A 22,700-nucleotide genomic window follows, 5' to 3' on the forward strand; every position below is an offset into this window, starting at 1 on the left:
GCGCATGGACCTTGGAACGAGAATTTTCCGGTCGCTGCTGCTATCGCTCGCCGGCAATAAACTCGCCGAGAAGCTTGCGGCCAAGTACGGGCTTAAACGAGGCGCGCAACGGTTCATCGCCGGACGAACGCTCGACGAGGCATTGGCTCGGGTGCGCGAGCTGAACGCTCAAGGAATAGGCGTCACGCTCGACCATCTTGGGGAAGGAATCCGCCTGACAGCCGAAGCCGCCGTCTATCGGGACGAATATATCCGGCTTGTGGAGAGCATTCGCGGCACGAATATTCAAGCCACCGTCTCTCTAAAGCCGACGCAAATGGGGTTGAAGCTGGATCCCGAGAACTGCTACGCCAACATACGCGACATCGTCGCTGCCGCCCGCTCTTGCTCCAACTTCGTTACGCTGGATATGGAGGATACGGCTTGCACCGCTGCCACGATCGGCCTTGTCAGGCGGCTGCGCGCGGACGGTCTGAGCAATGTCGGTACCGTCATACAAGCGTATTTATATCGTTCGGAGGAAGATGTCGAACGGTTGACCCGTGAAGGCGTCACGCTCAGATTGGTCAAAGGCGCATACAAGGAGCCGAGAACGCTCGCGTATCCGAGGTTAACGGATGTGGACGCGAATTTCCTACGTCTGATCAAGCTTCGGCTGGATAGCGGCGTCTACACCGCGATCGCCACGCACGACGAGCGTATCATCGATTGGACCAAACGTTACGCCGACGACTGCGGCATCACGGTCGATCGCTTCGAGTTTCAGATGCTGTACGGCATCCGTTCGCAATCGCAGAAACAGCTGGCCGACGAAGGATATACGGTCCGATGCTATGTTCCCTACGGACGAATGTGGTATCCGTATTTCGTTCGCCGTCTCGCGGAGCGTCCGGCGAACGTCATGTTCATCGTGAAAAATCGAAATCGGCGATAAACGCAGCGAAACCGAGCGGAACAACGTCCGCTCGGTTTCGTTCGGGTGTAGTCATGTAGAGATAAGTGCCGCGTGTCGTCTTGCGGAGAGCGTAAGCTGCAGCGCGCAACGGGTATACGTGTTCAGTTGCTCGTCCAATCGTTGCGAGATTCGGAGAACGTTCGGGTTGCCTAGCTCGCTACCTTGAATGGAATACGCCAATACCATTGCGTTTCGCAATCGTTCGATCCGGCGTCTTACTTTCATCAGTTCGCGGTCCATGCTTCTCCACCTCCTCGATTTAACAGCGTACTGCCAGCGATACCTTCCAGCGATAACTTAAGTCTACCCAGCGTGTATTACGTAAGTTACAGGATAAAAGTTAGAAAAGTATGTGTAAATTGTTAGACGTTACGCCTGCGGCATCCAAATCCGATAGTTGCCGCTTAACGCCAGCATCGAGAACATGTACAAGCAGTTGTCGTAATACCGTCTGCCGCCGGTACGAACAGGCGTGTTCCAGAACAACTCCACGCTGGCTTTCGCGTGAGGGCCGTTCGCCGCGAGCGAAGCCATCGCGTTCGTCGCCAACAAGCCTACCGGATGAAGCGACTTCTCTTCGAACGGCTCTCCGGCGATCGTGTACCGGCGGTAATCGTCCGGAGTCTTGTCCGCGAAGAACGCCTGAATCTTGTTCGCTTCTTCGATCTCCCATTCGTCTCCTCTAAACCATTCGTAGTCGAGGCCTACGTTGGCCGCGACGCGATAAGAGTCGCTGAAGAAGTGGCCGAAGCCGCGCTCGTTGTTCGGCGTTCCGTCGTAGTGCGCGTATTCCGGCGCCAATCCGGTGACCGGATGGCACGAGATTTTCAAATATTCGCGGCTCGCTCGGGCGGCGTCTTTCCAGAACGGGCGATCCTCCGGATAAGCCCACAGCGCGAACAGCTCGTAGTAATGCGGCAGATGGTAAGAAGGGTCGGAATACTCGCAGTTCGGAATGAACTTAATGAGTTTATTGTCCGGATTCCACATCGGATGGCCGATGCCGTCTTCGCCTTTGTGAATAATGACGCGAAGCAGCTCGCGCGCTTGAACGCTATAATCGAGCGGCGCTTCGCCGTCGCCCCAGCGATGGGAGGCGAACAGCAGCGCAAGCGCGAAATATTCTTCTCCGTCCGGAGCCGGGCCGTACGCGTTTTTCGTTCCGTCCAGTTGGCACGACCAAGCGAAATAACCGGCGTTAGCGCCCTCCGTCATGAACATGTATTTGTGGGTCCAGCGCCAGACCCGGTCGAAGATGTCCTTGCGGTTCATCTGAACGGCCACCATCATGGCGTAAGACTGGCCTTCCGTCCTAACGTCGTTATTGCCGGTGTCCATGAAATACCCCATGTCGTCTCCGGCATCGTAATAGATTCTCGTATCTTCGTCGCCTTCGAACAGAGCTTCCCACGTCTGCTTGACGCGTTCATTGATCTCCTGCTCCGAATAGCCGTATTCCTTGAACAAATTCCGGTATTGACCGGTGTGGAACGATCCTCGCAAGTTTGTCATGCTGGAATCTCCTCTCTGTGCTCGCAATCAAATACCATTATAAGCCGTGAAGAGTCACGGCTTATTTAGGAAATTAAAGCTTGTACTTTAGATACTATAGAATTGGAACTAGAATATAAAGTGGACACCCGTTAAGTGTAACTAGATAATTACATTAACGAGAAGAGGTGTCCTGTATGGAAAAGCAAACACGTAATCGATACACAGAGGAGTTCAAAAAGAGAACTGTAAAGTACATTTTGGAGCAATCCAAGACAATGCCGGAGATAGCCGGTGAATTGGATATCTCAGCTGGCGTATTGCACGGTTGGAAGCAAAAATACCGTACTGAGATCCAAGCTGAGATGCAGACAGAGATCCAAGCCTCACCAGATAAAGTCCGTCAATTGGAGCAACAGTTGCGAGAGATGGAGTTGGCTAAACAAAAGCAAGAAGCCTTGAATGCTGACCTGCAAGAGGAGCTTGCTATTTTAAAAAAGGCTCTGCACATCTTCGGGAAAGAAAGGAACTAAGGTTCCAATTCATCGAAGATCATCGCTCTGAATTTCGATTGGAGAAGATGTGCATTGTGCTAAAGGTTTCAAGGAGCGGCTACTACAAGTGGCTTTCTGAGAAGGCTAATTTGAATCGGTACCAGCTCCGGAGAAAGGCTCTGCTAGCGCGTATCTCTTGGCTATTCCACGACAATAAAAAGCGTTATGGAAGCCCCAAAATTACGGACACGCTGCGCAAAGAGGGGTGGCAAGTCTCCACCCGTCTTGTCAGTAAACTGATGAAGGAAAATGGGATGCGTTCTTGCGTCGCCAAGAAGTTCCGGGTTTGCACAACAGACTCGAATCACAGTAATCCGATTGCACCAAACCTGCTCAAGCAGAATTTCAAAACCACTGCACCGAACAAAGTTTGGGTAACCGACATCACCTATATTCCCTGCCGTGAAGGCCGCCTGTATCTCGCCAGCGTCCTTGATTTGTACACTCGTAAAATCGTGGGCTGGCAGCTTGGAGACCGCATGACAGAGGATCTGGTGCTTGCAGCGCTAGACAACGCATACGCCGCTCAGAAGCCTAAACACAAGCTCATTCATCACTCCGACCGCGGATCGCAGTACACGTCAGACGAATACCGCAAGCGATTGAAGAAGTACAGAATGAAAGCCAGTATGAGTCGCAAAGGGAACTGCTACGACAACGCCTGTATTGAATCATTCCACAGTGTGCTGAAGAAAGAGTTTGTTTACTGTACGAAATTCCATACTAAAGCGCAGGCGCAACAAGAAATGTTTGAGTATATTGAGCTGTTTTACAACCGCAAACGAATTCATGGCACCTTGGGATATATGTCGCCTACGCAATTTGAAGCGTTATATTACAAACGCGTAAGTTAAGCAATTCGGGGTGTCCACTTTCTTGACTGAGGTCCAAATCGTAAGCGCTTTAACAGCGATAAGCAGTCCGCTGTAAGTCGAAATAACAACGATTTGCAGTTATTTCTGTTCAATCCATGACTTTCTTATAAAATAACAATGATTTGCATTTATTCGCGACTACAATGCAGTAGCTATCAATTTATTCATACAATATCTGTCGATTGGTTGTTATTTACCGTACATACTCGTTTTGCAGAAAAATAACTATCGATTGGTTATTATTTTCTTCTCCCGTCGGAATGCATGGCAGACGCGAAATGACGACACAGGGACCATCGCCCTGTAGTCGCCATCCATACGAGACATTATTGGTCCGCAACGCCATACCTCATACTCTACTCCTTCACCTTCACCTTCAACCGTCCGTCCGTCTCTGCCAACTCGATGAACACCGGCCGCTCGTCCGGCGTGTTGTTAGGCGTATGCAGTGCCAGCATCGGTTGTCCTTCGAACGTGCGGAAGATCATGCCGTGGCCGCCGTCGCTGTCATACAGCGGCTCGGGATCCTGCGTCCATGGGCCGGTTATGCCGCCGGACGCGGAGCGAGCGATCGCTTGCGCGTAGCGTCCTTGACGGAAGCTGGACCAGAGCAGCAGCAATTCGCCGTTGTCGCAGCGATACGCGAACGGACCGTCGGTCACGTATCCCGTGCCGTGCCGAGGCGAGTGGACCGGATCGACCCAGGCCGCCTCGCTGGCCGCGAACAGTTCGATCGGATCGCCGATCGCGCGGTCCAGCTCCGGCGACAACCGCAGGGCGCACACCGTTCCGTTCTTGATCTGCACCCACTCGTGGCAGAACACGATCCAAGGCGTGCCGTCGCCGTCTACGAACAGCGTTCCGTCCAGACACTCCCACTCTCTCGGCGTGACGGGACCGTCGCTATGCGGACGGAACGGACCGAGCGGGTTGTCCGAGACTAGAATTTGCGTGCCCCTGCAAACGCCGTCCGCCTTGAACGTCGCGAACATGTAGTATCGGCCGCCGTACGCATGCACTTCCGGAGCCCAATAGTTTCTGTCCGACCAGAAATCCGGATCCGGACGGAAGGCGGGGAAAGGCCCCTCCCACAGGGCCAAGTCCTTGCTCCGAAAGGCATCGAACCCGATGCCTTTCGCTTTCCAGATGTCCGGATCGGTGGAACCGTATAAGTAATATAGACCTTCGCTGTCTTCTCTTAACACGAACGGATCGCGCATTTGAATGTGATCTTTCGTCGGCATGCTTCGCTCACCCTTCCTCGCCTATAACGTTATTCGTACGCTGGCATCACGACGCCCGGCGACGATTCGACTTTCCAATTGCCGCCTGAGTATCTCAGAACCTCGTTGCCTTCGGCGCGCAGCTCCAGCGATTCGCCGCCGTACAGCAACCGGCCTTCCGCCGGTCTGATGCTCATCCCGACCACGCAGCGCAAGTTTCCGCTGCGGTCGGTTACGATCCGAACGCCCGCCGGGAATCGGCACAGCAGCTCGCCGTTACGGTAAATCTTGCATTCCTCCCGCGTATTGTGCAGTTCGAACACGACTCCGTCGACGGTTCGGCTGTAAGCCGTCTCGTCCGCGAGCTTCGTCCCGTGATCGCGCGTCTGAGGCATTAACCCGGTAAACCACAGCTCGCCGTTATTCGTCGGCAGGATGCCGCACAGCCGCTCGATATAGTCGAGCACGCATAAAATGGCCGGCGAATACGTGTCGGTGAAGCCTTCTTCGCCCGTCCACGGGCTTAAGCATTGGCCGAACCGCTTCATGTTCGACATCGCCGACACAATCGGCTGCAAGATCCACGTCAGCTCGACGTGGCGGCCGTGTCGTTCGAACGCGTGCGGAGCCCGTATCAAACTTAGGAAATTGACCGCTCCGCCCCACGTGTTATAGCTCGAAGAAGGATCGAAACGCGGGTCGTCCATCGCGATCGACGTTAGCGGGTATTTGGAGAAAAACTTGCGCGAGTTGAGCAAATACCTTCTTAAGGATGACGAGAAGTACGTGTCGTCTCCGACTTCGGACGCGAGCACGCGCAACAAGACGTCGGATTGAATGCGATTGAACGAGCCGTTCGCGTCCAGATCGTAGAAGAATCCATCGTCCTCGTGGTAACAATGGTCGATCAAGCTTTGAAGCGATTGGTTCGCCTTGTTGGTCCAGTGCTCGGCCATGTCCGCCATGCCCAGCTCCGCTGCCATGAAGGACAAGTATTGGCGGCTGCAGTAGACGCTAGCCGTTAAATCCGGCGCAACGAGAGGCAAATGCGGCACATGCGGATCGAACTTCGCCGGATCGTCCTCGTACGGCGTATCGGGAATATGCCAGAACCGCGGCGATAAGTCGTGGCCCGTATCGAACGTGCAGAACGCCTCGACGCCGCCCGTTCCCCGCGTATCGCGGTATTCCGCAAGCCACTCGTCGTATCGCGTAAGCGACGTATACATCTGCCGCAGAAATTCGCGATCGCGCCCGTTCACCCGATAGTGCGTCCACACGCTTCTCGCAGGCGGCGTAACGAGTTGAATTTGCTTGAAGACGGGACCGCTAGCCGTGACCTTGTACGGCAACAATCCGTCCTCGCGCTGGAGAACGGCGAACTGCTCGAACGTCGCCTCCGCCGCTTCCGGGCAAAACCGGGACAGGATCTCCGTATTGATCGTCCCCGTGCTCTCCAGCCAGCAGCCGAAATAAACGCCGCCCTCCTGCAGAATCGACTTGCCTTGCGCATTCGGCTTCACGCAATCCGCAAGCTTGCCGAGCGCCGCGTAATAGACGTTCTCCAGCAGATCCGGATTAGCCGCGAATTTGACGCCCGACCGCACGAACTCCGCATGAAGCGCCCGTCCGGTTTCCGTTCCGTGCTTTCCAACCCGATCTATCGTATCGATGCCTCGCAACTTATCCAGCATCGCGCTCATCGCTGCTTCCCCCTTAGCTCGCTCATTTACCTTTTGTATTCGGAAGGGCTGTAGCCGGTAATCGATTTGAACACTTGACTGAAATACGTCGAGTTCTGGAAGCCTACCCGCTCGCTGATCTCGTAAACCATATATTGGCCGGTCTCGATCAGCTCGATCGCTTTGCGAATCCGGTACTTATTGAAGTAAGTGACGAACGGCTCGCCCGTCACTCTCTTGAACAATTGGCTTAAGTAGTTGCGGTTCACGTGAAGGCTGGCGGCAATCCGCTCTAGCGATATATCCTCGTGATAGCACTTCTCGATATAATCGTGAATGACTTTGTCGACGAGCGCGTGGCTTTTCTTGCCGCCATGTTCCTCCCGGATTTGGGCGAGCAGCCTCGTTAAGATATCGTCCATCCATTCCGTCATCGGCCGGACGGAGCCGTGACGGCCCAACTGCATAAGCAGTTCCTCGAGTCCCGCCTCCGCATGCTCCGCTTGCGTGTCGGACGTCTGCAGGGCGGTCCATAGCGCGCTGGCGACGCCGGCGCAAATCCCCTTGCAGACGGGCAGCGACACGTTACCCGACGTCATGTCGGTCTTGATCGCGCACCATAGCTCTTCTACCTGCTGCCACTGCTTGAGGAATATCGCGTCGTGCAGCCGGCGAACCTCGTCCATCGACAGAATGCGTCCCGCGCCCTGCTTCACCGAGCCCGAGTACGAGTAGACGCGGTTCCATTCGTTCATCTCCGCGACTTCCACCGCGCTTCGGCTTTCCAAGTAGGAGTCGATGAGCCGCTCATATCCTTCCTTGCCGGTACCTAGACCCGCAAGCGCGGACAATTTCATGTATTGCAGAATATTGTCCATCATCGCGTTCGAAGTCCGCATGATGAAAGACAAGCCGCCTTCTTCGATGCGAGCGTCCGGATCGCACAGAAAGATCACGACGAACTCCTGATCGGAATATTCCAGCACTTCGGCCGTCAGGCCCGGCTGCTTCGGAAGGTTCTCCTCCAACACTTCGCGGATGATGTTCCCGGTGCCGAACCGCAGCAACTGCCAATCCCGTTCCTCGCGGCGCACGGTCACGTCGGATCGAACCAGGCTTAACGTCAGCGCGCGCACCGTCGTCCTTTCGGGCAAACCCATGAACGCGATTCTATCGACAGGCAATTCCTCCGGCCGGTAGCGCGTCGTAATTAAATCGCGGAAGAACGCGTCCTTCATCGAACGCTTCACGATGTCCTGCTGCTGCAAGTAGCTGGCCAGCAGCTCGTCTTGCTCTTTCGGCTCGTTCAGCATCTGCAGCACTTCGCGAACGACGAACTCGATCTCCGCGATGCTCGGCGGCTTCAGCAAGAAATGATGGACGCCCGAAGAAACCGCCTTCCGGGCGTTCGCCAGATCGTCGTAACCGCTTAGGATCACGATCGGAACGTTAGGGTCTACCTTGCGGATTTCCTCGGTCAACTGAAACCCGTCCATCACGGGCATGTAGACGTCCGTAATGACGAAATCCGGCTTCAGCTCGCGGTACTTCGCCAACCCTTCGGCGCCGTCCGACGCCGTTCCGACGATCCTTACGCCCATGTCGGTCCACGGGACGTGCTTCAGCAAGCCGCCGATCGCGTATTCGTCGTCATCCACCAATAGAATCGTATTCATCGGCCAAGCTCCTTCGCAGTTGTTCCATTTCCTCCTCGTAACGAACGATAGGTAAACGAATCACGACGCGCGTGCCGCCTCCGTCTCCGGGAGTCACCTGTACCCAGTACTTCGGTCCGCAATACAGCTGGATGCGGTCGATCACGTTGCGAATCCCGATGCCGCCGGTTCGCGTAACGTCGAAGCCTTCCGGCACTCCGACGCCGTTGTCGGTTATCGTGACGAACAATTGCTTGCCCGCGCCGTCGTCTTTCTGCTCGAACGATGCTTTGACGATCGCCTTGTCGCCTTTTTGCCAATTGCCGTGAATAACCGCGTTTTCGAGGAACGGCTGCAGAATGATTTTCGGCACGATCGCGTCATGCAGATCTCCTTCTACTTGCTCCTCGTACGTGATGTTGAAATTCTGCCTGTACTCTTGAATGACCATGTAGCAGCGGGCATGCAGCATCTCGTCGCGAACGGCGACGTACCATTTGTCGTTGCTAAGCCCGATCCGGAACAGCTTGGACAGCTGCTGCACCATCTGGCTAATCTCGTGGGCGTTGTAATCGAGCGCGCGCCAATGGATCAGATCGAGCGTGTTATATAAGAAATGAGGCTTGATTTGCGCATGCAGCAGCTGAATCTCCGCCTCGCGGCGGTCGCGGTGCTCTTGGTTCAGCCGGCCGATCAGCTCCTTCAGTCGGTGCACCATGCGATTGAAGTGCGTCGTCAGGTACAAATATTCCTGAATGTTCGACGCGTTCATCCGGACGTTGAAGTCGCCCCGCTCGACGGCGCGCATTCCTTGAACCATGCCGTGGAGCGGCGACGTCAGCCTCCGCGACACCCAGAAGGCGAGCGGAATGGACAGCAGGATAAGCCCGCCGAGAAGACCGACGATGAGCATGCGGATTTCGTTGCCGCTTTGCACGAGCACGTCCTTGGCGATCAACTGCTGCAGCATCCAATATTCCGAGTTCTCTTCGGTCTGAATGACGCTATAATGCGTCCCCGCGACTACATGAGCGCTTTTCCCTTCCCGGATCGGCGTCTCGAAGCCTTCGGGCAGCATCGATGCGATATAGTTTCCCCTGGAGTCGCGAATGACGTAGTAATCGTCGATGCTGGCCCCGGCGTCGTTGCGAGTCAGAATACGGAACAGCTGCGATTCGGGAATGTTGATCTTCACGACGCCCAGCAGCTTGCCCCGGTCGCCGGAAATTCGGTGCACGTAGCTGATGACGCGAGCGGACCGCCCGCCCTCGAGCCTATCGTGGGACGCGATCCAGAAGCCGTCCGCCTCGTCCATCCGGGGGAGCCATCCCTCGGCTTCCGCCGCGGCCATCGTGTGAAGGGAGGTGCTCGGGTATTCCAAGTAACCTTTCAGCCAATCGGTATAGAGCTCGATCGACTCCAGACCGGCCTTTACGACCGTGAGCTTCTTGAGCTCGTCGTCGAGCTCCCTCGCCTTCGACACGAAGTCGTACAAGCTGTCCGGCGGCGAGCCGAGCGTCTGCTGCACGAGCGAATTGGTAACGGTGAACAGCGCCGTATCTTGAATGGCCGATACATAGTTCGATAGGTTCTGCGACTTCTCCCCGAGCAATTCCGACTTCGTCTCGCGGATTTCCCGGTACGCGATATTGGAGTACGTCTCGTAATAGACGAAGCCCGATACGAGCAGTAACAGGCTGCATAACCCGACGAAACAAACCATCATCAGCGTGAATAGTTTGGTCGGATATTTCACCAGTCTGCGCATCGGGCTCATTCCTCTTCAAGTAATCGTACAACCATTTTATCCTTTAATGCCGGTCGTAGCGATCCCTTGGGTAAAGTATTTTTGTCCTAGGAAGAAAATCGTCAAGCTTGGCACGATCGATAGTACCGACATGGCGAACACCGCGCCCCAGTTCGAGCTTCCGCTGGAATCGAGGAACAGGCGCAAGCCTAGCGGAACCGTGAACTTCTTAATATCGCTCAAGTAGATCAACTGGCCGAAGAAATCGTCCCACGTGCCCATGAACGTGAAGATCGCAGCCGTGATCAGCGCCGGAGAGCTAAGCGGAAGAATGATCCGGAAGAACAACGTCGTCCAGCCGCAGCCGTCGATCTTGGCGCTCTCGTCGAGATCCCGCGGAATGCCGCGGATGAACTGCACGATCAGGAAGACGAAGAACGCGTCGCCAAGAAACTTCGGAACCGTCAAGGGAAGGAACGTATCGACCCAACCGAGCTTATGAAAAATAATGTACTGCGGAATGAGCGTCACGTGACCCGGCAGCATGAAGGTACCGAGCATAAGCGCGAAAAACAGCTTTCTGAGCGGGAACTCGATGCGGGCGAACGCGAACGCCGCCATGGACGAGCTCAACACGGTGCCGATTACCGCGATGATACACAGCAAGATGGAGTTCAGGAAGAAATCGCCGAACTGAATGTTGCGCATGCCGGTCCATCCGCTCGAATAATGCTCGAACGTGAATGCCGAAGGCCACAAGCTTTTGCTCGTGAAAATTTCCGTCGTCGGCTTCACCGAGGCGCTGATCAGCCAGAACACCGGATAGAGCATCAGCAAGCCGCAGCCGAGTACGATCACGTGGAATATAACCGATTTGATCTGTTTATTCATCGATAGCGTCATCGATTAGTCCCTCCCGTCCGAATAGTAAACCCAGTAGCGGGAAGAGAAGAACAATAGGCCGGTGAAAATCGCGATAATGACGAGAAGCAGCCAAGCCATTGCCGACGCATAACCCATTTCCATGAACGTAAAGCCTTTAATGTACAGATAGAGCGAATAAAGTAACGTCGAGTTGATCGGACCGCCCGTGCCTTTGCTGATAATGAACGCTTTGGTGAACGTTTGGAACGATTGAATCAACGTAATCGTCAAATTGAAGAAAATAACGGGCGTAAGCAGCGGCATCGTAATGCGCCAGAATCTGCGAACGGCGCCCGCGCCGTCGACGGTCGCGGCTTCGTACAGCTCGCCGGGAACTTGCTTCAAGCCTGCGAGGAAGATGATCATGACGGATCCGAACTGCCAGACGGACAGCCCGATCAGGGAATAAATCGCGAATCTCGGGTCGGCGATCCAGTTATGTCCCTGGATTCCGAGGAGAGCGAGCCCATCGTTGAAGATGCCGTTCTGGTCGAATACTTGCTTCCATAGCACGGAGATCGCGACGCTGCCCCCGAGCAAGGACGGAATGTAATAGATCGTACGGTAAAAGCCGAGGAATTTCATGCCTTGGTTAAGCAGAACGGCTAGACCGAGCGCGAACGCGAGGCGGAATGGCACGGACAGAAACACGTATTGCAGAGTGACCTTGATCGAGTCGATCATCCGGTAATCGTCCGTGAACATCGATCTGAAATTATCGAGACCGACCCATTTCGGCGTGGTCAGCAGGTCGTAATTCGTGAAGGACAAGTAGAACGAAGCGCCGATCGGGCTTAACGTGAGACATAGGAAGCCGATCAGCCAGGGCAAGAGGAACAGGTAGCCGGCTAAGTATGTTTTATATTTCTGCATCTTGTTTGCTCTCCAATCTGGAGGACAAAGGGAGCCGTTGCCCGGCTCCCCTATCCTGTTTCTCTAATCGGTCCGGCTTATTGCGCTTTCGACTTCGCGATCAGCTTATCGACTTCGGTCATGAATTCGTCTACCGCCGCATCGACGGACTTGGCGTTGAAACCGATCTTCTCGGTCGTCAGCTTCATCAGCGCGAGCAGCTCGTTATCGACCGGGAATTGCACGTAGTTAACCGGCGGCGCAGTGTCGGCGACAAGGGAGATGTAATCGTACATCGCTTGGTCGACCGGCGTAGCTTGCGCCGCAAGCGCGTCGCGGATTTTGCCTGCCGGAGGCACGCCGCGCGAGTTGCCGAGAATCACGCCGGCTTCCGGATCGTTAACCATGAAATCGATGAATTTCGCGACGACTTCAGGATGCTTCGTATCCGCGTACGCGGTAATGTATTGTCCCGAAAGCGGAGGAACCATGCCGCTGCCCGCAGGGCCGCTCGGGAACATCAACAGGCCGAGCGTATCTTGCGTAAGCTGTTGCCAACCTGCGAGCTGGGAAGCCGATCCGGCTTGGATCGCGACTTGACCTTTGACGACGAGCGTCGTGTCGGCCGCCGTCGGCGGGTTCGCCACTTGCACGTCCGCCGGTACGACGGCGCCTGCGGCACGAAGGTCAGCCCAGTATTTGAACCAGTTTACCGCGTCTTCCTTCTCGAAGTGACGCTCGCCGTCCGTGTCGTACAGCTTCTTGCCGTATGCGCCGAGGTACGACGCGAACGCGCCGGAATCGCTGGACAGGTCGTAGAGAGCGTAATTGCCTTTGCCCAGCTTCTCGCTCATTTGGATCGCTACGTTCTTCAGATCGTCGTATGTCCAGTCTTTACCCGGAACAGGAACTCCCGCTTTGTCGAACAAGGCTTTGTTATACATCAAGCTCGTCGAGTTAACGCCGAGCGTGACGCCGTACAGCTTGCCGTCGAACGTCGCGGATTGAACGAGACCTTGGTTGAAGTCATCGAGTTTGATCGTGCTTCCGACGTAAGGCGTCAGATCGAGCAGCGCGTTTTTGTCCACGTATTCTTTGATGTTGCCGCCCATTTGGATCAGGTCCGGCGCATTGCCGGCGGCGATTTGCGTGTTCAGCTTGTCCATATAGCCGTCGAAACCGGAATACTCCGGCGTGATCGTCACGCCTGGATTTTTCGATTCGAACAGCTCGATCGCTTTTTGCGTTTTTTCGTGACGCTCGTCGGAGCCCCACCATGCCATGCGAAGCTCGACTTTCTCTCCGCTTGCTGCGGACGGGGAAGCAGCCGCTTGGCTGGACGCCGGGGCTGCAGGGCTGGAAGCGCCTGCGTTCGAGTTGTTATTATTGTTGCCGCAGGCCGATAACAGGATTGCCAAGGTAAGCATAGAAACTGCTGCACTTTTTGTCTTTATCATGAATCTAACCCTCCTTGAAGTTAACTGCAGTTTCATTGTAAAAGAGAAGGACAACGATAGACATAAACAAAAGTAAGCGATTGCTTAAGAAATATCAGTAGTTTTTGCAGGGCATGTGCTGCAGCGGTGTATGACAACGCTAATTAGGCTCTACCCCGGAGATGCGCCGCAGTAACGTTGCGCGGCAACGCTAATTCGGCTCTCTCCCGGAGGTGCGACGCAATAACGTTGTATGACAACGCTAATTCGACTCTCTCCCGGAGATGCGCCGCAGTAACGTTGCGCGGCAACGCTAATTCGACTCTCTCACGGAGATGCGCCGCAGTAACGTTGCGCGGCAACGCTAATTCGACTCTCTCACGGAGGTGCGCCGCAGTAACGTTGTATGACAACGCTAATTCGACTCTCTCCCGGAGATGCGACGCAGTAACGTTGTATGGTAACGCTAATTCGACTCTCTCCCGGAGGTGCGCCGCAGTAACGTTGCGCGGCAACGCTAATTCGGCTCTTTCCCGGAGATGCGCCGCAGTAACGTTGTGTGGCAACGCTAATTCGGCTCTTTCCCGGAGATGCGCCGCAGTAACGTTGCGCGGTAACGCTAATTCGACTCTTTCCCGGAGGTGCGCCGCAGTAACGTTGTATGGTAACGCTAAATCGACTCTCTCCCGGAGATGCGCCGCAGTAACGTTGCGCGGTAACGCTAATTCGACTCTTTCCCGGAGGTGCGCCGCAGTAACGTTGCGCGGCAACGCTAATTCGGCTCTGCTGCAACTAACGAAAATGGGACAGTCCAAGCCATGATCCCATGACTAGCGGACTATCCCATTATTTCCATAAAACTTAGTCGTGGAACTTCACGAGTTCGGCGACTTTGACCGCTTGGCCCGTGCGGATCGAGCGATTGGCCGCGATGCCCGTCAAGATCGAACGCGCGCCGTCGACGTGGTTCGCCGCGCGATTGAACTCGTCGTGGCTAGGCGTGCCGAATAGGTCGTTGAGCAGCACCGGGTCGCCGCCGCCATGTCCGCCTTCTCCCTCTTCGATCTCGATTTCCACCGGCGGTTCCCATTGCGGGAACAAAATGATGCGTCTGTCTTTGAGCGCGCCTTCGAGCGCCTTGCTGCCGCTGCCGTTCACGTAGGATTGCTCGACGATCGTCATCTCCAGACGGCCTTTCGTGCCGTTGAACGCGATACGATAACCTTCCCACGGCATATAGGCGTTAAGCGAATACGTGAGGATCGCTTTGTTCTTGTAGCGGACCATAACGCCCATCGTGTCCTCGATGCTGATGCCGTCCCCGAACACGCTTTGGTCGCGGCGGTAACCGTCTTCCGATTCGGCGTCCAAGTACATTTGCTTCAAATAATCGTTCTCGTCCAAGTGAAGCGCGAACGGATCTTTTTTCGCGTACTCGTTGCCGGTAGAACGCTCGTAGAACTCGGTCACTCCGCGCTGCTCGGCATTCTCTTTGCCGTAGAACAGCAGGTCGCCGTAAGCGAATACTTCCTCCGGCTGCGAGCCGATCCAGAAGTTGACGAGGTCGAAATGGTGCGTCGACTTATGGACGAGCAAGCCTCCGCTGTTCCGCTTGTCGCGATGCCATCTGCGGAAATAGTCCGCTCCGTGCATCGTATTAAGCAACCATTCGAAGTGGACGGAAGTCACTTGGCCGATCGCGCCGTCGCGGATTAACTCTCTGGCTTTCGTGTGGTGAGGCGCATAGCGATAGTTGAACGTTACCCTGACGTTGCGTCCCGTACGCTCGACCGCGTCGAGAATTTCCTGGCATTTGCGCTCGTCTACCGTCATCGGCTTCTCGGTGATCACGTCGCAGCCCAGCTCCATGGCGCGAATAATGTACGTATGGTGAGTGCGGTCCACGCTCGTCACGATGACGGCGTCCGGCTTATGCTCCTCGATCATGCGATCGAATTCGTGCGTCTTGTAAGTCGCAACGGGCGCATAGTCGTATTTATCCTTAAGCAGCTTGTTCGCGAAGTTCATTCTCGTCTGGTTCGTATCGCAAAAGGCGACGAGCTCCGACGTTTCCCGGTATTCCGAGGCGATGGCGCCGTAGAAAAATTCCGCCCGGCTGCCCGATCCTACGAGTACGTATTTCTTTGTGGCCATGCTGTAAATCTCCTTCCGAGTCATAGAATAACGCCGTCTTTGAATATCGCGATTTCCCTGAAGCCGTTCTTCTCGCCGTTGGTCCGCTCGGAGCCCGATGCCAGACCCAGCACATAGGTTAGCAAATCCTGCGAGAGTTCATTCATGCTCGTGCCGCTAAGCAAGCGGCCGGCGTCGAAATCGATCCAATGCTTCTTCTTGGCGGCCAGTTCGCTGTTCGTCGACAGCTTAACCGTCGGTACCGGGCCGCCGAACGGCGTGCCGCGTCCCGTCGTGAACAGCACGATGTGCGCGCCGGCAGCGGCGAGCGCCGTCACCGAGACGAGGTCGTTGCCCGGCCCTTGGATCAGATTAAGTCCCGGCTTGCTTGCCCGGACGCCGTACGGCAACACGTCGGTCACGCTGGCGTGTCCGCCTTTCTGCGTGCAGCCGAGCGACTTTTCCTCCAGCGTCGTAATGCCGCCGGCTTTATTGCCCGGTGACGGGTTCTCGTAAATTTCTTGATCGTGGCGGATGAAATATTGCTTGAAGTCGTTGATCAGATGCACGACTTTGCCGAACACTTCCTCGTCCTTGGCGCGATTCATCAGAATCGTCTCCGCGCCGAACATCTCGGGTACTTCCGTAAGCAGCGCCGTGCCGCCTTCGGCCGTCACGATGTCGGCCAACCGCCCGACGAGCGGATTAGCCGTAATGCCGGAGAACCCGTCGGAGCCGCCGCACTTCAGCCCGAGCTTCAGCTTGGACAGCGGAATCGGCTTGCGCTCGAAGCGCTCGGCGTATTCCACGAGTTCCTCGAGCAACTGCATGCCCGCTTCGAGCTCGTCTTCCTCGTCCTGCGATCTTAGGTAGCGTATGCGGCCACCGCCGTCGCCCAGCAGTTCCTCCATGCCCGCGATCTGGTTGTTCTCGCAGCCCAATCCGACGATGAGGACCGCGGCCGCGTTACCGTGCTCGGCGAGCGAAGCGAGCAACTGCTTCGTAAAGCTAAGATCGTCGCCGAGCTGCGAGCAGCCGAAAGGATGGGCGAAATGGTAAACGCCGTCAATGCCTCTCCCGGCGAACCGGTTCGAACCCATCTTGGCGAGCAGCTCGCATGTTTTATTGATGCAGCCGACCGTATTCAGAATCCAGATTTCGTTGCGGATGCCGACGTCGCCGTTGTCCCGCTCGTAACCGAGGAACGTATGTCCTTGCGGCTGCGCGACCACGGGCGTCTTCGGTTCGTACCTGTATTCCAGCAGCCCGCCGAGTCCCGTGCGCACATTGTGCGTATGCACCCAGCTTCCGGCGGGAATATCCGACTGCGCCACGCCGATCGAATAACCGAATTTGCGCACGTGCTGACCGGCCGGAATCGGCCGCAGCGCCAGCTTATGGCCGCGGGGAACCTCGTCCGCGACCGTAACGGCGACATCGCCCGATGGCGCGCTCACCCGCAAGCTCTCTCCGGCTTTCAGGTCGCGAAGCGCGACCGCGACGTCGTCGTCCGAATGAAGCATTACCGTATCGCTCATCGCGTTGCCTCCTCTCCTTGTGCCATACGCCGAATGACTTCATCCGCTAATCCCGGATATGCCGTCAGATTGTCTTCCCATATCGCCTCGAGCGATAATATCTCCTTAATGGCCGTCTCCGAGTTGTCGGCCGTCGCCCAAACTCGGCGGATCGACTCGAGCAGCGCCGGATCGTCGCGGAGCGCGAAGAGCGTACCGTCCGGCAATCGCGATTGCGGCGGTCCGGAGACGTCCGCAGGACGGTATAGGCGAAGCAGCGACGCGAGCGACTCGGTCAGTACCGCCGGGGCGTTGCCCGTCCGCTCGTAATGGGCTTTAAGCGAAGGCAACAGTCTGACCTTCCACTTCGACAGGCTGTTCATCGCGATATCGGATAGCTTGTGCTTGATATACGGGTTACGGAACCGTTCCAGCGTCGCGTTCGCGTAAGCCGTCAACTCGGCGCGATCCATCGGAAGCCCGGGCACGATCTCGTCGAACAGCCCCTGCATGAATTTCGGCCCCCACAGCGGATGCTCGAGCGCTTCGCGGACTTCGCGAACGCCGTTCACGAGACCGACCGTAGCCATCATCGTATGCGTACCGTTCAATATTCTCACTTTCCGCAATTGGTACGGGGCCAGATCGTCCACCCAGCTCACGTTCAAACCGGCTTTGGCGAGCGGGAGCTTCCGCTCCAGCTCCGGACTTCCTTGAATCGCCCAGAAGTGGTACGGTTCCGCGGTCGTAAGCAGCGGATCCGCATACCCCCAGCTTGCGAAATGCTCTTCCGCTTCATCCGCAGGATACCCCGTCACGATCCGATCGACGAGCGTATTCAGGAACGAGTTGGCGTCCTTCACCCACGCCTTGAACGCGTCGGGCAATCCCCAATCGTCCGCATGCCTCAGCACGATCTCCCGTAGCCGCTCTCCGTTGCGTTCCAGCAGTTCGCAAGGCAAATGCACGAGCCCTTTCGACGGATCGCCGCCGAACGTGCGGAAGCGGCGATACAGCAGGACGGTTAGCTTGCCGGGATAGGAGAGCACCGGCTCGTCTTTCCGCCATTCCGAATGCTGATACGCAAGCCCCGCTTCCGTCGTGTTCGAGATGACGATCTCAAGCTCGGGAACGTCCGCAAGCGCCAGGAACGCCTCCCAATCCTCGTACGGATCGATCATTGTCGTCAATACGGTAATCGTCTCTTGTTCCTCGATCCGCTTGCCGTCGCGAATGCCGCGAACGAGCAGCGTGTACGCGCCTTGCTGGGCCTTCAGTTGATCCATATGCGGCTTGCCCGACGGGCGCGGCTGCGTCACCGCGACCGTTCCGTTGAACATGCCTTGCCGGTTGCACGCTTGCAGCATCCAGTCCGCGAACCCGCGCAGGAAGTTGCCTTCTCCGATCTGCAGCACTTTCACCGGCAGCTCCCGATCGCGCTCGAACGACTCGCGCGCTTCCCGCGGCAGCGTATCCGGACCGATCAACGGTCTGCCCGCCCATGCCGCCGTCTCCTGTCCCGCCATGTTTCGTTCAGCTCCTTTAGATTGCTCCGAACCGGAAGTATCGCTCCGCGTTCCGATAGCTAATATCCTGCACGATGCCGCCAAGCCACGCCATGTCGTTCGGCGCTTCGCCGCGCTCCACCCATTCTCCGAGCATATTGCATAGAATTCTGCGGAAGTACTCGTGTCTCGTAAAAGAGAGGAAGCTGCGCGAATCGGTGAGCATGCCGACGAATCGGCTCAAGAGTCCCAGATTGGCGAGCGACGACATTTGGGCGATCATGCCGTCCCTCGTATCGTTGAACCACCAGGCGGATCCGAGCTGGATTTTGCCGGGAATGCCGTCTCCTTGGAACGAGCCGATGATCGATGCCAGCAAATCGTTGTCGTTAGCATTAAGCGAATACAGAATCGTGCGCGGCAGCTTGCCTTCCGCATCCAAGCCGTTCAGTAATCCGACGAGCGCGTCCGCCAGCTGTCCGTCGCCGATCGAATCGTAGCCGGTATCCGGACCGAGCTTCGCGAACATGCGTCCGTTGTTATTGCGGCGGGCATGCATGTGCAACTGCATCGCCCAATCCCGTTCGGCGTACCATCTACCGAGTTGCAGCAGCGTGAACGTCTTATAGCGATGCTCGTCTTCCCTGCCGAGAGTCTCGCCTCTGAGCGCTTTGGCGAATATCGCCGCGGCCTCGTCCCGCGTGCACTTCGCGAACGGAACTTCGTCGAGCGCGTGGTCCGACACACGGCAGCCCGTCTCGTGGAAGAACGCTACCCGGCTTTCGAGCGCCGCGAGCAGCGCGTCGTAATCGCCGATCGCGGAGCCGATGACGCCTTCCAAGCGCTTGATCCATGGCAAGAACGTCGCGGCGCGAATGTTAAGCGCTTTATCCGGACGGAACGATGGAAGCACCTTCGTATCGATGCTTCGATCATCGCGAATCGCCGCATGATATTCGAGCGTGTCGGCCGGATCGTCCGTCGTGCAGATGACCGTGACGCGGTTGTCGCGGATCAGGTCGCGGACGGACAGCCCTCTGTCGAACACGGCTTTCGTCTTCTCCCAGATGACGGGGGCATTCACTTCGCTAATGATCTCCTCTACGCCGAACATTCGGCGCAACTCCAGGTGCGACCAGTGATAGAGCGGATTGCCGATCGTCGCCGGAACCGTGCGCGCGTAGGCCAGGAACCGATCGTAATCGGTTGCGCCTTCGCCGCCGGTCACGAATTTCTCCTCGATGCCGTTCGTCCGCATCGCCCGCCATTTGTAGTGATCACCGTACAACCACGCTTCGGTCAGGTTGGAGAACCGTTTGTTCTCGGCGATCTCCCGCGGTTCGAGGTGGCAATGGTAGTCGATGATCGGCATTTGCTCGGCATAGTCATGATAGAGCCGAATCGCAGTCTCGTTAGTCAGCAAGAAGTTGTCGTCCATGAATGGCTTCATAATCGCAGCAATTCCCCCTTGAATACATTGAATCTTCGTATAGCTCGAACGAACTCACCCTCATTCGCCCTTCTACGTTCTATCATAGGACAATATATGTGCGATTAATTGCTCTTTTTTGCTATAATGAGATGAAAAATGATCTTTTTTGCTCCGAGGTGTGTCCATGCAGCCAAAAGAAACGAGTATCGTGCGTTACGGCAACGAAGAGGACGAGTTCTATCTCGATCACGTGCAGCGCTCCTCTCCGTTCGAGCGGAACAATCACTACCACGGCACGTACGAAGTGTACTACCAATTGTCCGGTCGCCGGCACTACTTCATTAAAGACCGGGCCTACGCCATCGCTCCCGGCGACCTCGTCTTCATTAACAAATACGACGTCCACAAGACGTCCGTGCTCGGTTCTCCGCAGCACGAGCGCATCGTCATGAACTTCAGCGACGATTTTCTCGGCACCGATCATCCGCTGTTTCGGCCGCAATTGCTGGGCATTTTCCATCGGGATAACCATCAGTACCGCTTAAAGCCGCAGGAGCAAATGATCGTCGAACAACTGTTTCGCCGTATGACCGAGGAAGTGAAACAGCAAGAAGACGGATTCGAGTTATCGATCCGCCTTCTCGTCACTCAACTATTGGTATTCGCCCTTCGCTTGAAGCATGCGGACGTACCCGTTACCGAGGATCCGCTCAGCCCGACGCACCGGAAAATCGCCGAGGTCGTCCAATATATTAACGCCCATTACACGGACCGGCTTCCGCTTGGGCAATTGTCCGATAGGTTCGGCATGAGTCCCTCTTATCTAAGCCGCACGTTCAAATCGGTAACCGGCTTCACCCTCGTCGGCTATCAGAATTTGACGCGCGTGCGCGAAGCTCAGGCGTTGCTTGCCCGGACGGACGCCCGCGTGACCGACATCTCCGAGCAAGTCGGCTTCGAGCAATTCGCTCACTTCAACCGGACCTTCAAGAAAATTACCGGCACGAACCCGATGCGCTACCGCAAGTGGAACGGTTAAAATATCATTTTTTGCCCGAAGTTTGCTCTATAAATTTTTCATACCAATCAAGCCGTTGCCGTTTAATAAGCGAAAGGGCTTCAGTTAATGCAATGCCTTTTAGACAGGCAAGTTTTTCATAATCGATTTGCGCTTTTCTTAGCCAAATATGACCCAGCGACTCACCACAGCTAGCAGCAATCATTTCGTCGATATCCCCAATGTTTGAAACTTTGATTAAGGTATCAATTGTTTCCTCATCTTCGAAATGGTTTCCAAGCTCAATTGCGGCATCATCCTTATCAGCCTCACTGGATAAAGGGTCACGTAAGATTTCTATTAACGTTGATTTATTCATCTTGTCACTTCCCCAATGGAATATGAGTACCAACTTCCCGTCCACCCGTTTGCCCAGTAAAGGGATTTACGTACGTCCCCTTATCATCAAGTCTAGCATCAAAACGAGGCTGATTGCTTCCCGCTCCTAAACCTTCACGTGTACTTGCTTCCGGCTTTAGTTTCAGCCTCCAACTAAACGATCCATCGACGTTCTTTACTCCCCATTGCTCAACGCCACCAGCAGTATCTTGCCTTACCCAACCTATGCTTTCCGCCCATGACCTTAAGTTATCAGTGTTATCCGCTAAATTACCAGTGTCTTTGACTAGAGCATTCCCCGCACCACTATCCACTATTTTCACTTTATCAAAATTCTCTGCCAAATCGTCTAACTTATTTCCGCCTTTAAACAGACGATATAGCTTATCCCCGCTCTTAACCGCCGAGAAAACGGTCCCCGCAGCGCCTAAGCCATAATCCCAACCGTCGAACCTTTTGCCTTTCACGGTATCTTCGCCTATCGCCAGGTCTGCCAATGCTTTTACCTGGCCGACGAATGGCGTCATATCGAGAACTAAAGATTCCCACGCCCGTGCATTCTGACGATGGATTTCATAGGCCATCTTGCGTCCGTTAATATAGTTCTCTATGTTGCTCAATTTTTGCGCGTCAATCGGTTCGAATGTTCGCGGATCGTAGCCTTTATGTATCGTATAGATAAAAAAGTCCGTTAAATCATCGATGTGCGGATCGAAGATGGCGGGTTCGTGGTAATTGACCCCCAATGCGGATTCATACTCAGTAAGCAAAGCCGACGCTTTGGCTATATCTGCGGATTTGAGACTGCTATCGTAATCCTCGTAATAGAAGAACGACCCATCCTTGGTATTTTCCCAATAATGGCTGCCCACAAATTGCGTGTAGTCGATCGGCTCCTCCGGTACATGGCTAGAATTGGCTTGTGCCGCAGCGTTCGCCTTCGCTTGCTCCGTGAACCGCTTCCCGTCCTCGCTCGCCAACCAATCGGTTAACGCGTTATAGCTATCGCCAACGCCGTCGAACAGATTCTCCAACCAAGATCTTCGTTGTCGTCCGGTTATTTCGCCGATTCTGTTCTTGATTTGCCCTTCCGCGCAGTCGTATTGCTCTATGGCGCTCCGCATGAAGTCGCTTAACCGGTACATGCGATCTTCGAGCTCTCGCATTCTTTGCGTTGCGTACGCGATTCGATATTGAAGCTGCCTGCGCGCCTTGATCGCCGGGTCCACGCCGTATGCCACGGATGATAGTTGATTGGCCGCATTAGATAACGTAGACGATAATCGCGAATGTTTGCTTCTAAGCTGCTCTAGGTGCTATTTG

General features: G+C 55.5%; 19 protein-coding genes. 4 read left to right on the forward strand and 15 right to left on the reverse strand.

All coding sequences use genetic code 11. The features are described from left to right. The first annotated feature begins 4 nt into the window (after nucleotides 1-4). Entirely contained in the window at nucleotides 5-934 is a 930-nt protein-coding gene (locus tag COHPA_RS0105275) for a proline dehydrogenase family protein (RefSeq protein WP_027085157.1), read from the forward strand. Between the two features lie 51 nt (nucleotides 935-985). On the opposite strand, the gene COHPA_RS0105280 is transcribed toward COHPA_RS0105275, so the two are convergent. Then, the gene (locus COHPA_RS0105280) at nucleotides 986-1,195 is read right to left on the reverse strand and encodes an aspartyl-phosphate phosphatase Spo0E family protein (protein WP_027085158.1); all 210 of its coding nucleotides are present in this window, start codon (nucleotides 1,193-1,195) and stop codon (nucleotides 986-988) included. Nucleotides 1,196-1,324: 129 nt separating this feature from the next. Next, on the reverse strand, nucleotides 1,325-2,467 hold the full coding sequence (locus COHPA_RS0105285; protein WP_027085159.1) for a family 8 glycosyl hydrolase: 1,143 nt from the start codon (nucleotides 2,465-2,467) through the stop codon (nucleotides 1,325-1,327). 176 nt (nucleotides 2,468-2,643) lie between these two features. Here COHPA_RS0105285 and COHPA_RS0105290 point away from each other — a divergent pair, with 176 nt between their 5' ends. Then, complete coding sequence (locus COHPA_RS0105290) at nucleotides 2,644-2,979, forward strand: transposase (protein WP_027085160.1); 336 nt, start codon at nucleotides 2,644-2,646, stop codon at nucleotides 2,977-2,979. Between the two features lie 11 nt (nucleotides 2,980-2,990). Further along, nucleotides 2,991-3,854 carry an IS3 family transposase gene (locus COHPA_RS0105295; protein ID WP_245590327.1) on the forward strand — a complete coding sequence of 288 codons (864 nt, stop codon included), beginning with the start codon at nucleotides 2,991-2,993 and terminating at the stop codon, nucleotides 3,852-3,854. 377 nt (nucleotides 3,855-4,231) lie between these two features. Here COHPA_RS0105295 and COHPA_RS0105300 read toward each other — a convergent pair whose 3' ends face one another. The 11 genes from COHPA_RS0105300 to uxaC form a co-directional block, all read right to left on the reverse strand. Then, a complete protein-coding gene (locus COHPA_RS0105300) occupies nucleotides 4,232-5,119 on the reverse strand; it encodes a glycoside hydrolase family 43 protein (RefSeq protein ID WP_027085162.1) in 888 nt (295 codons plus the stop codon). 29 nt (nucleotides 5,120-5,148) lie between these two features. Next, on the reverse strand, nucleotides 5,149-6,801 hold the full coding sequence (locus COHPA_RS0105305) for an MGH1-like glycoside hydrolase domain-containing protein (RefSeq protein ID WP_027085163.1): 1,653 nt from the start codon (nucleotides 6,799-6,801) through the stop codon (nucleotides 5,149-5,151). A gap of 26 nt (nucleotides 6,802-6,827) precedes the next feature. Further along, complete coding sequence (locus COHPA_RS0105310; protein ID WP_027085164.1) at nucleotides 6,828-8,456, reverse strand: response regulator transcription factor; 1,629 nt, start codon at nucleotides 8,454-8,456, stop codon at nucleotides 6,828-6,830. Further along, nucleotides 8,431-10,203 (reverse strand): cache domain-containing sensor histidine kinase, encoded by a 1,773-nt coding sequence (locus COHPA_RS0105315; RefSeq protein WP_027085165.1) that lies wholly within the window; start codon nucleotides 10,201-10,203, stop codon nucleotides 8,431-8,433. The genes COHPA_RS0105310 and COHPA_RS0105315 overlap by 26 nt, the downstream gene beginning before the upstream one ends. Before the next feature lie 36 nt (nucleotides 10,204-10,239). After that, on the reverse strand, nucleotides 10,240-11,085 hold the full coding sequence (locus COHPA_RS0105320) for a carbohydrate ABC transporter permease (RefSeq protein WP_027085166.1): 846 nt from the start codon (nucleotides 11,083-11,085) through the stop codon (nucleotides 10,240-10,242). A gap of 3 nt (nucleotides 11,086-11,088) precedes the next feature. After that, nucleotides 11,089-11,979: a carbohydrate ABC transporter permease gene (locus COHPA_RS0105325; protein WP_027085167.1), complete on the reverse strand. Its 891-nt coding sequence runs from the start codon at nucleotides 11,977-11,979 to the stop codon at nucleotides 11,089-11,091. 77 nt (nucleotides 11,980-12,056) lie between these two features. Beyond that, nucleotides 12,057-13,415 (reverse strand): ABC transporter substrate-binding protein, encoded by a 1,359-nt coding sequence (locus tag COHPA_RS0105330; RefSeq protein ID WP_169733248.1) that lies wholly within the window; start codon nucleotides 13,413-13,415, stop codon nucleotides 12,057-12,059. Nucleotides 13,416-14,255: 840 nt separating this feature from the next. Further along, a complete protein-coding gene (locus COHPA_RS0105345) occupies nucleotides 14,256-15,548 on the reverse strand; it encodes a Gfo/Idh/MocA family protein (RefSeq protein WP_027085171.1) in 1,293 nt (430 codons plus the stop codon). A 20-nt stretch (nucleotides 15,549-15,568) separates the two neighbouring features. Further along, nucleotides 15,569-17,065: a UxaA family hydrolase gene (locus tag COHPA_RS0105350; protein WP_027085172.1), complete on the reverse strand. Its 1,497-nt coding sequence runs from the start codon at nucleotides 17,063-17,065 to the stop codon at nucleotides 15,569-15,571. Further along, nucleotides 17,062-18,570, reverse strand: a complete 1,509-nt coding sequence (locus tag COHPA_RS0105355; RefSeq protein WP_027085173.1) for a tagaturonate reductase — start codon at nucleotides 18,568-18,570, stop codon at nucleotides 17,062-17,064. Before COHPA_RS0105355 ends, COHPA_RS0105350 begins: the two co-directional genes overlap by 4 nt. 16 nt (nucleotides 18,571-18,586) lie before the next feature. Then, nucleotides 18,587-19,999, reverse strand: coding sequence for a glucuronate isomerase (gene uxaC / locus COHPA_RS0105360; RefSeq protein WP_027085174.1), 1,413 nt, complete (start codon nucleotides 19,997-19,999; stop codon nucleotides 18,587-18,589). Between the two features lie 166 nt (nucleotides 20,000-20,165). On the opposite strand from uxaC, the gene COHPA_RS0105365 reads away from it, so the two are divergent. Further along, nucleotides 20,166-21,020: an AraC family transcriptional regulator gene (locus COHPA_RS0105365; RefSeq protein WP_027085175.1), complete on the forward strand. Its 855-nt coding sequence runs from the start codon at nucleotides 20,166-20,168 to the stop codon at nucleotides 21,018-21,020. 4 nt (nucleotides 21,021-21,024) lie between these two features. On the opposite strand, the gene COHPA_RS25445 is transcribed toward COHPA_RS0105365, so the two are convergent. Beyond that, nucleotides 21,025-21,357 carry a hypothetical protein gene (locus COHPA_RS25445; protein ID WP_027085176.1) on the reverse strand — a complete coding sequence of 111 codons (333 nt, stop codon included), beginning with the start codon at nucleotides 21,355-21,357 and terminating at the stop codon, nucleotides 21,025-21,027. Between the two features lie 4 nt (nucleotides 21,358-21,361). Beyond that, nucleotides 21,362-22,606 carry a pre-toxin TG domain-containing protein gene (locus COHPA_RS0105375; protein WP_027085177.1) on the reverse strand — a complete coding sequence of 415 codons (1,245 nt, stop codon included), beginning with the start codon at nucleotides 22,604-22,606 and terminating at the stop codon, nucleotides 21,362-21,364. Nucleotides 22,607-22,700 lie beyond the last annotated feature (94 nt).

Source organism: Cohnella panacarvi Gsoil 349 (assembly GCF_000515335.1).
Lineage (GTDB): Bacteria > Bacillota > Bacilli > Paenibacillales > Paenibacillaceae > Cohnella > Cohnella panacarvi.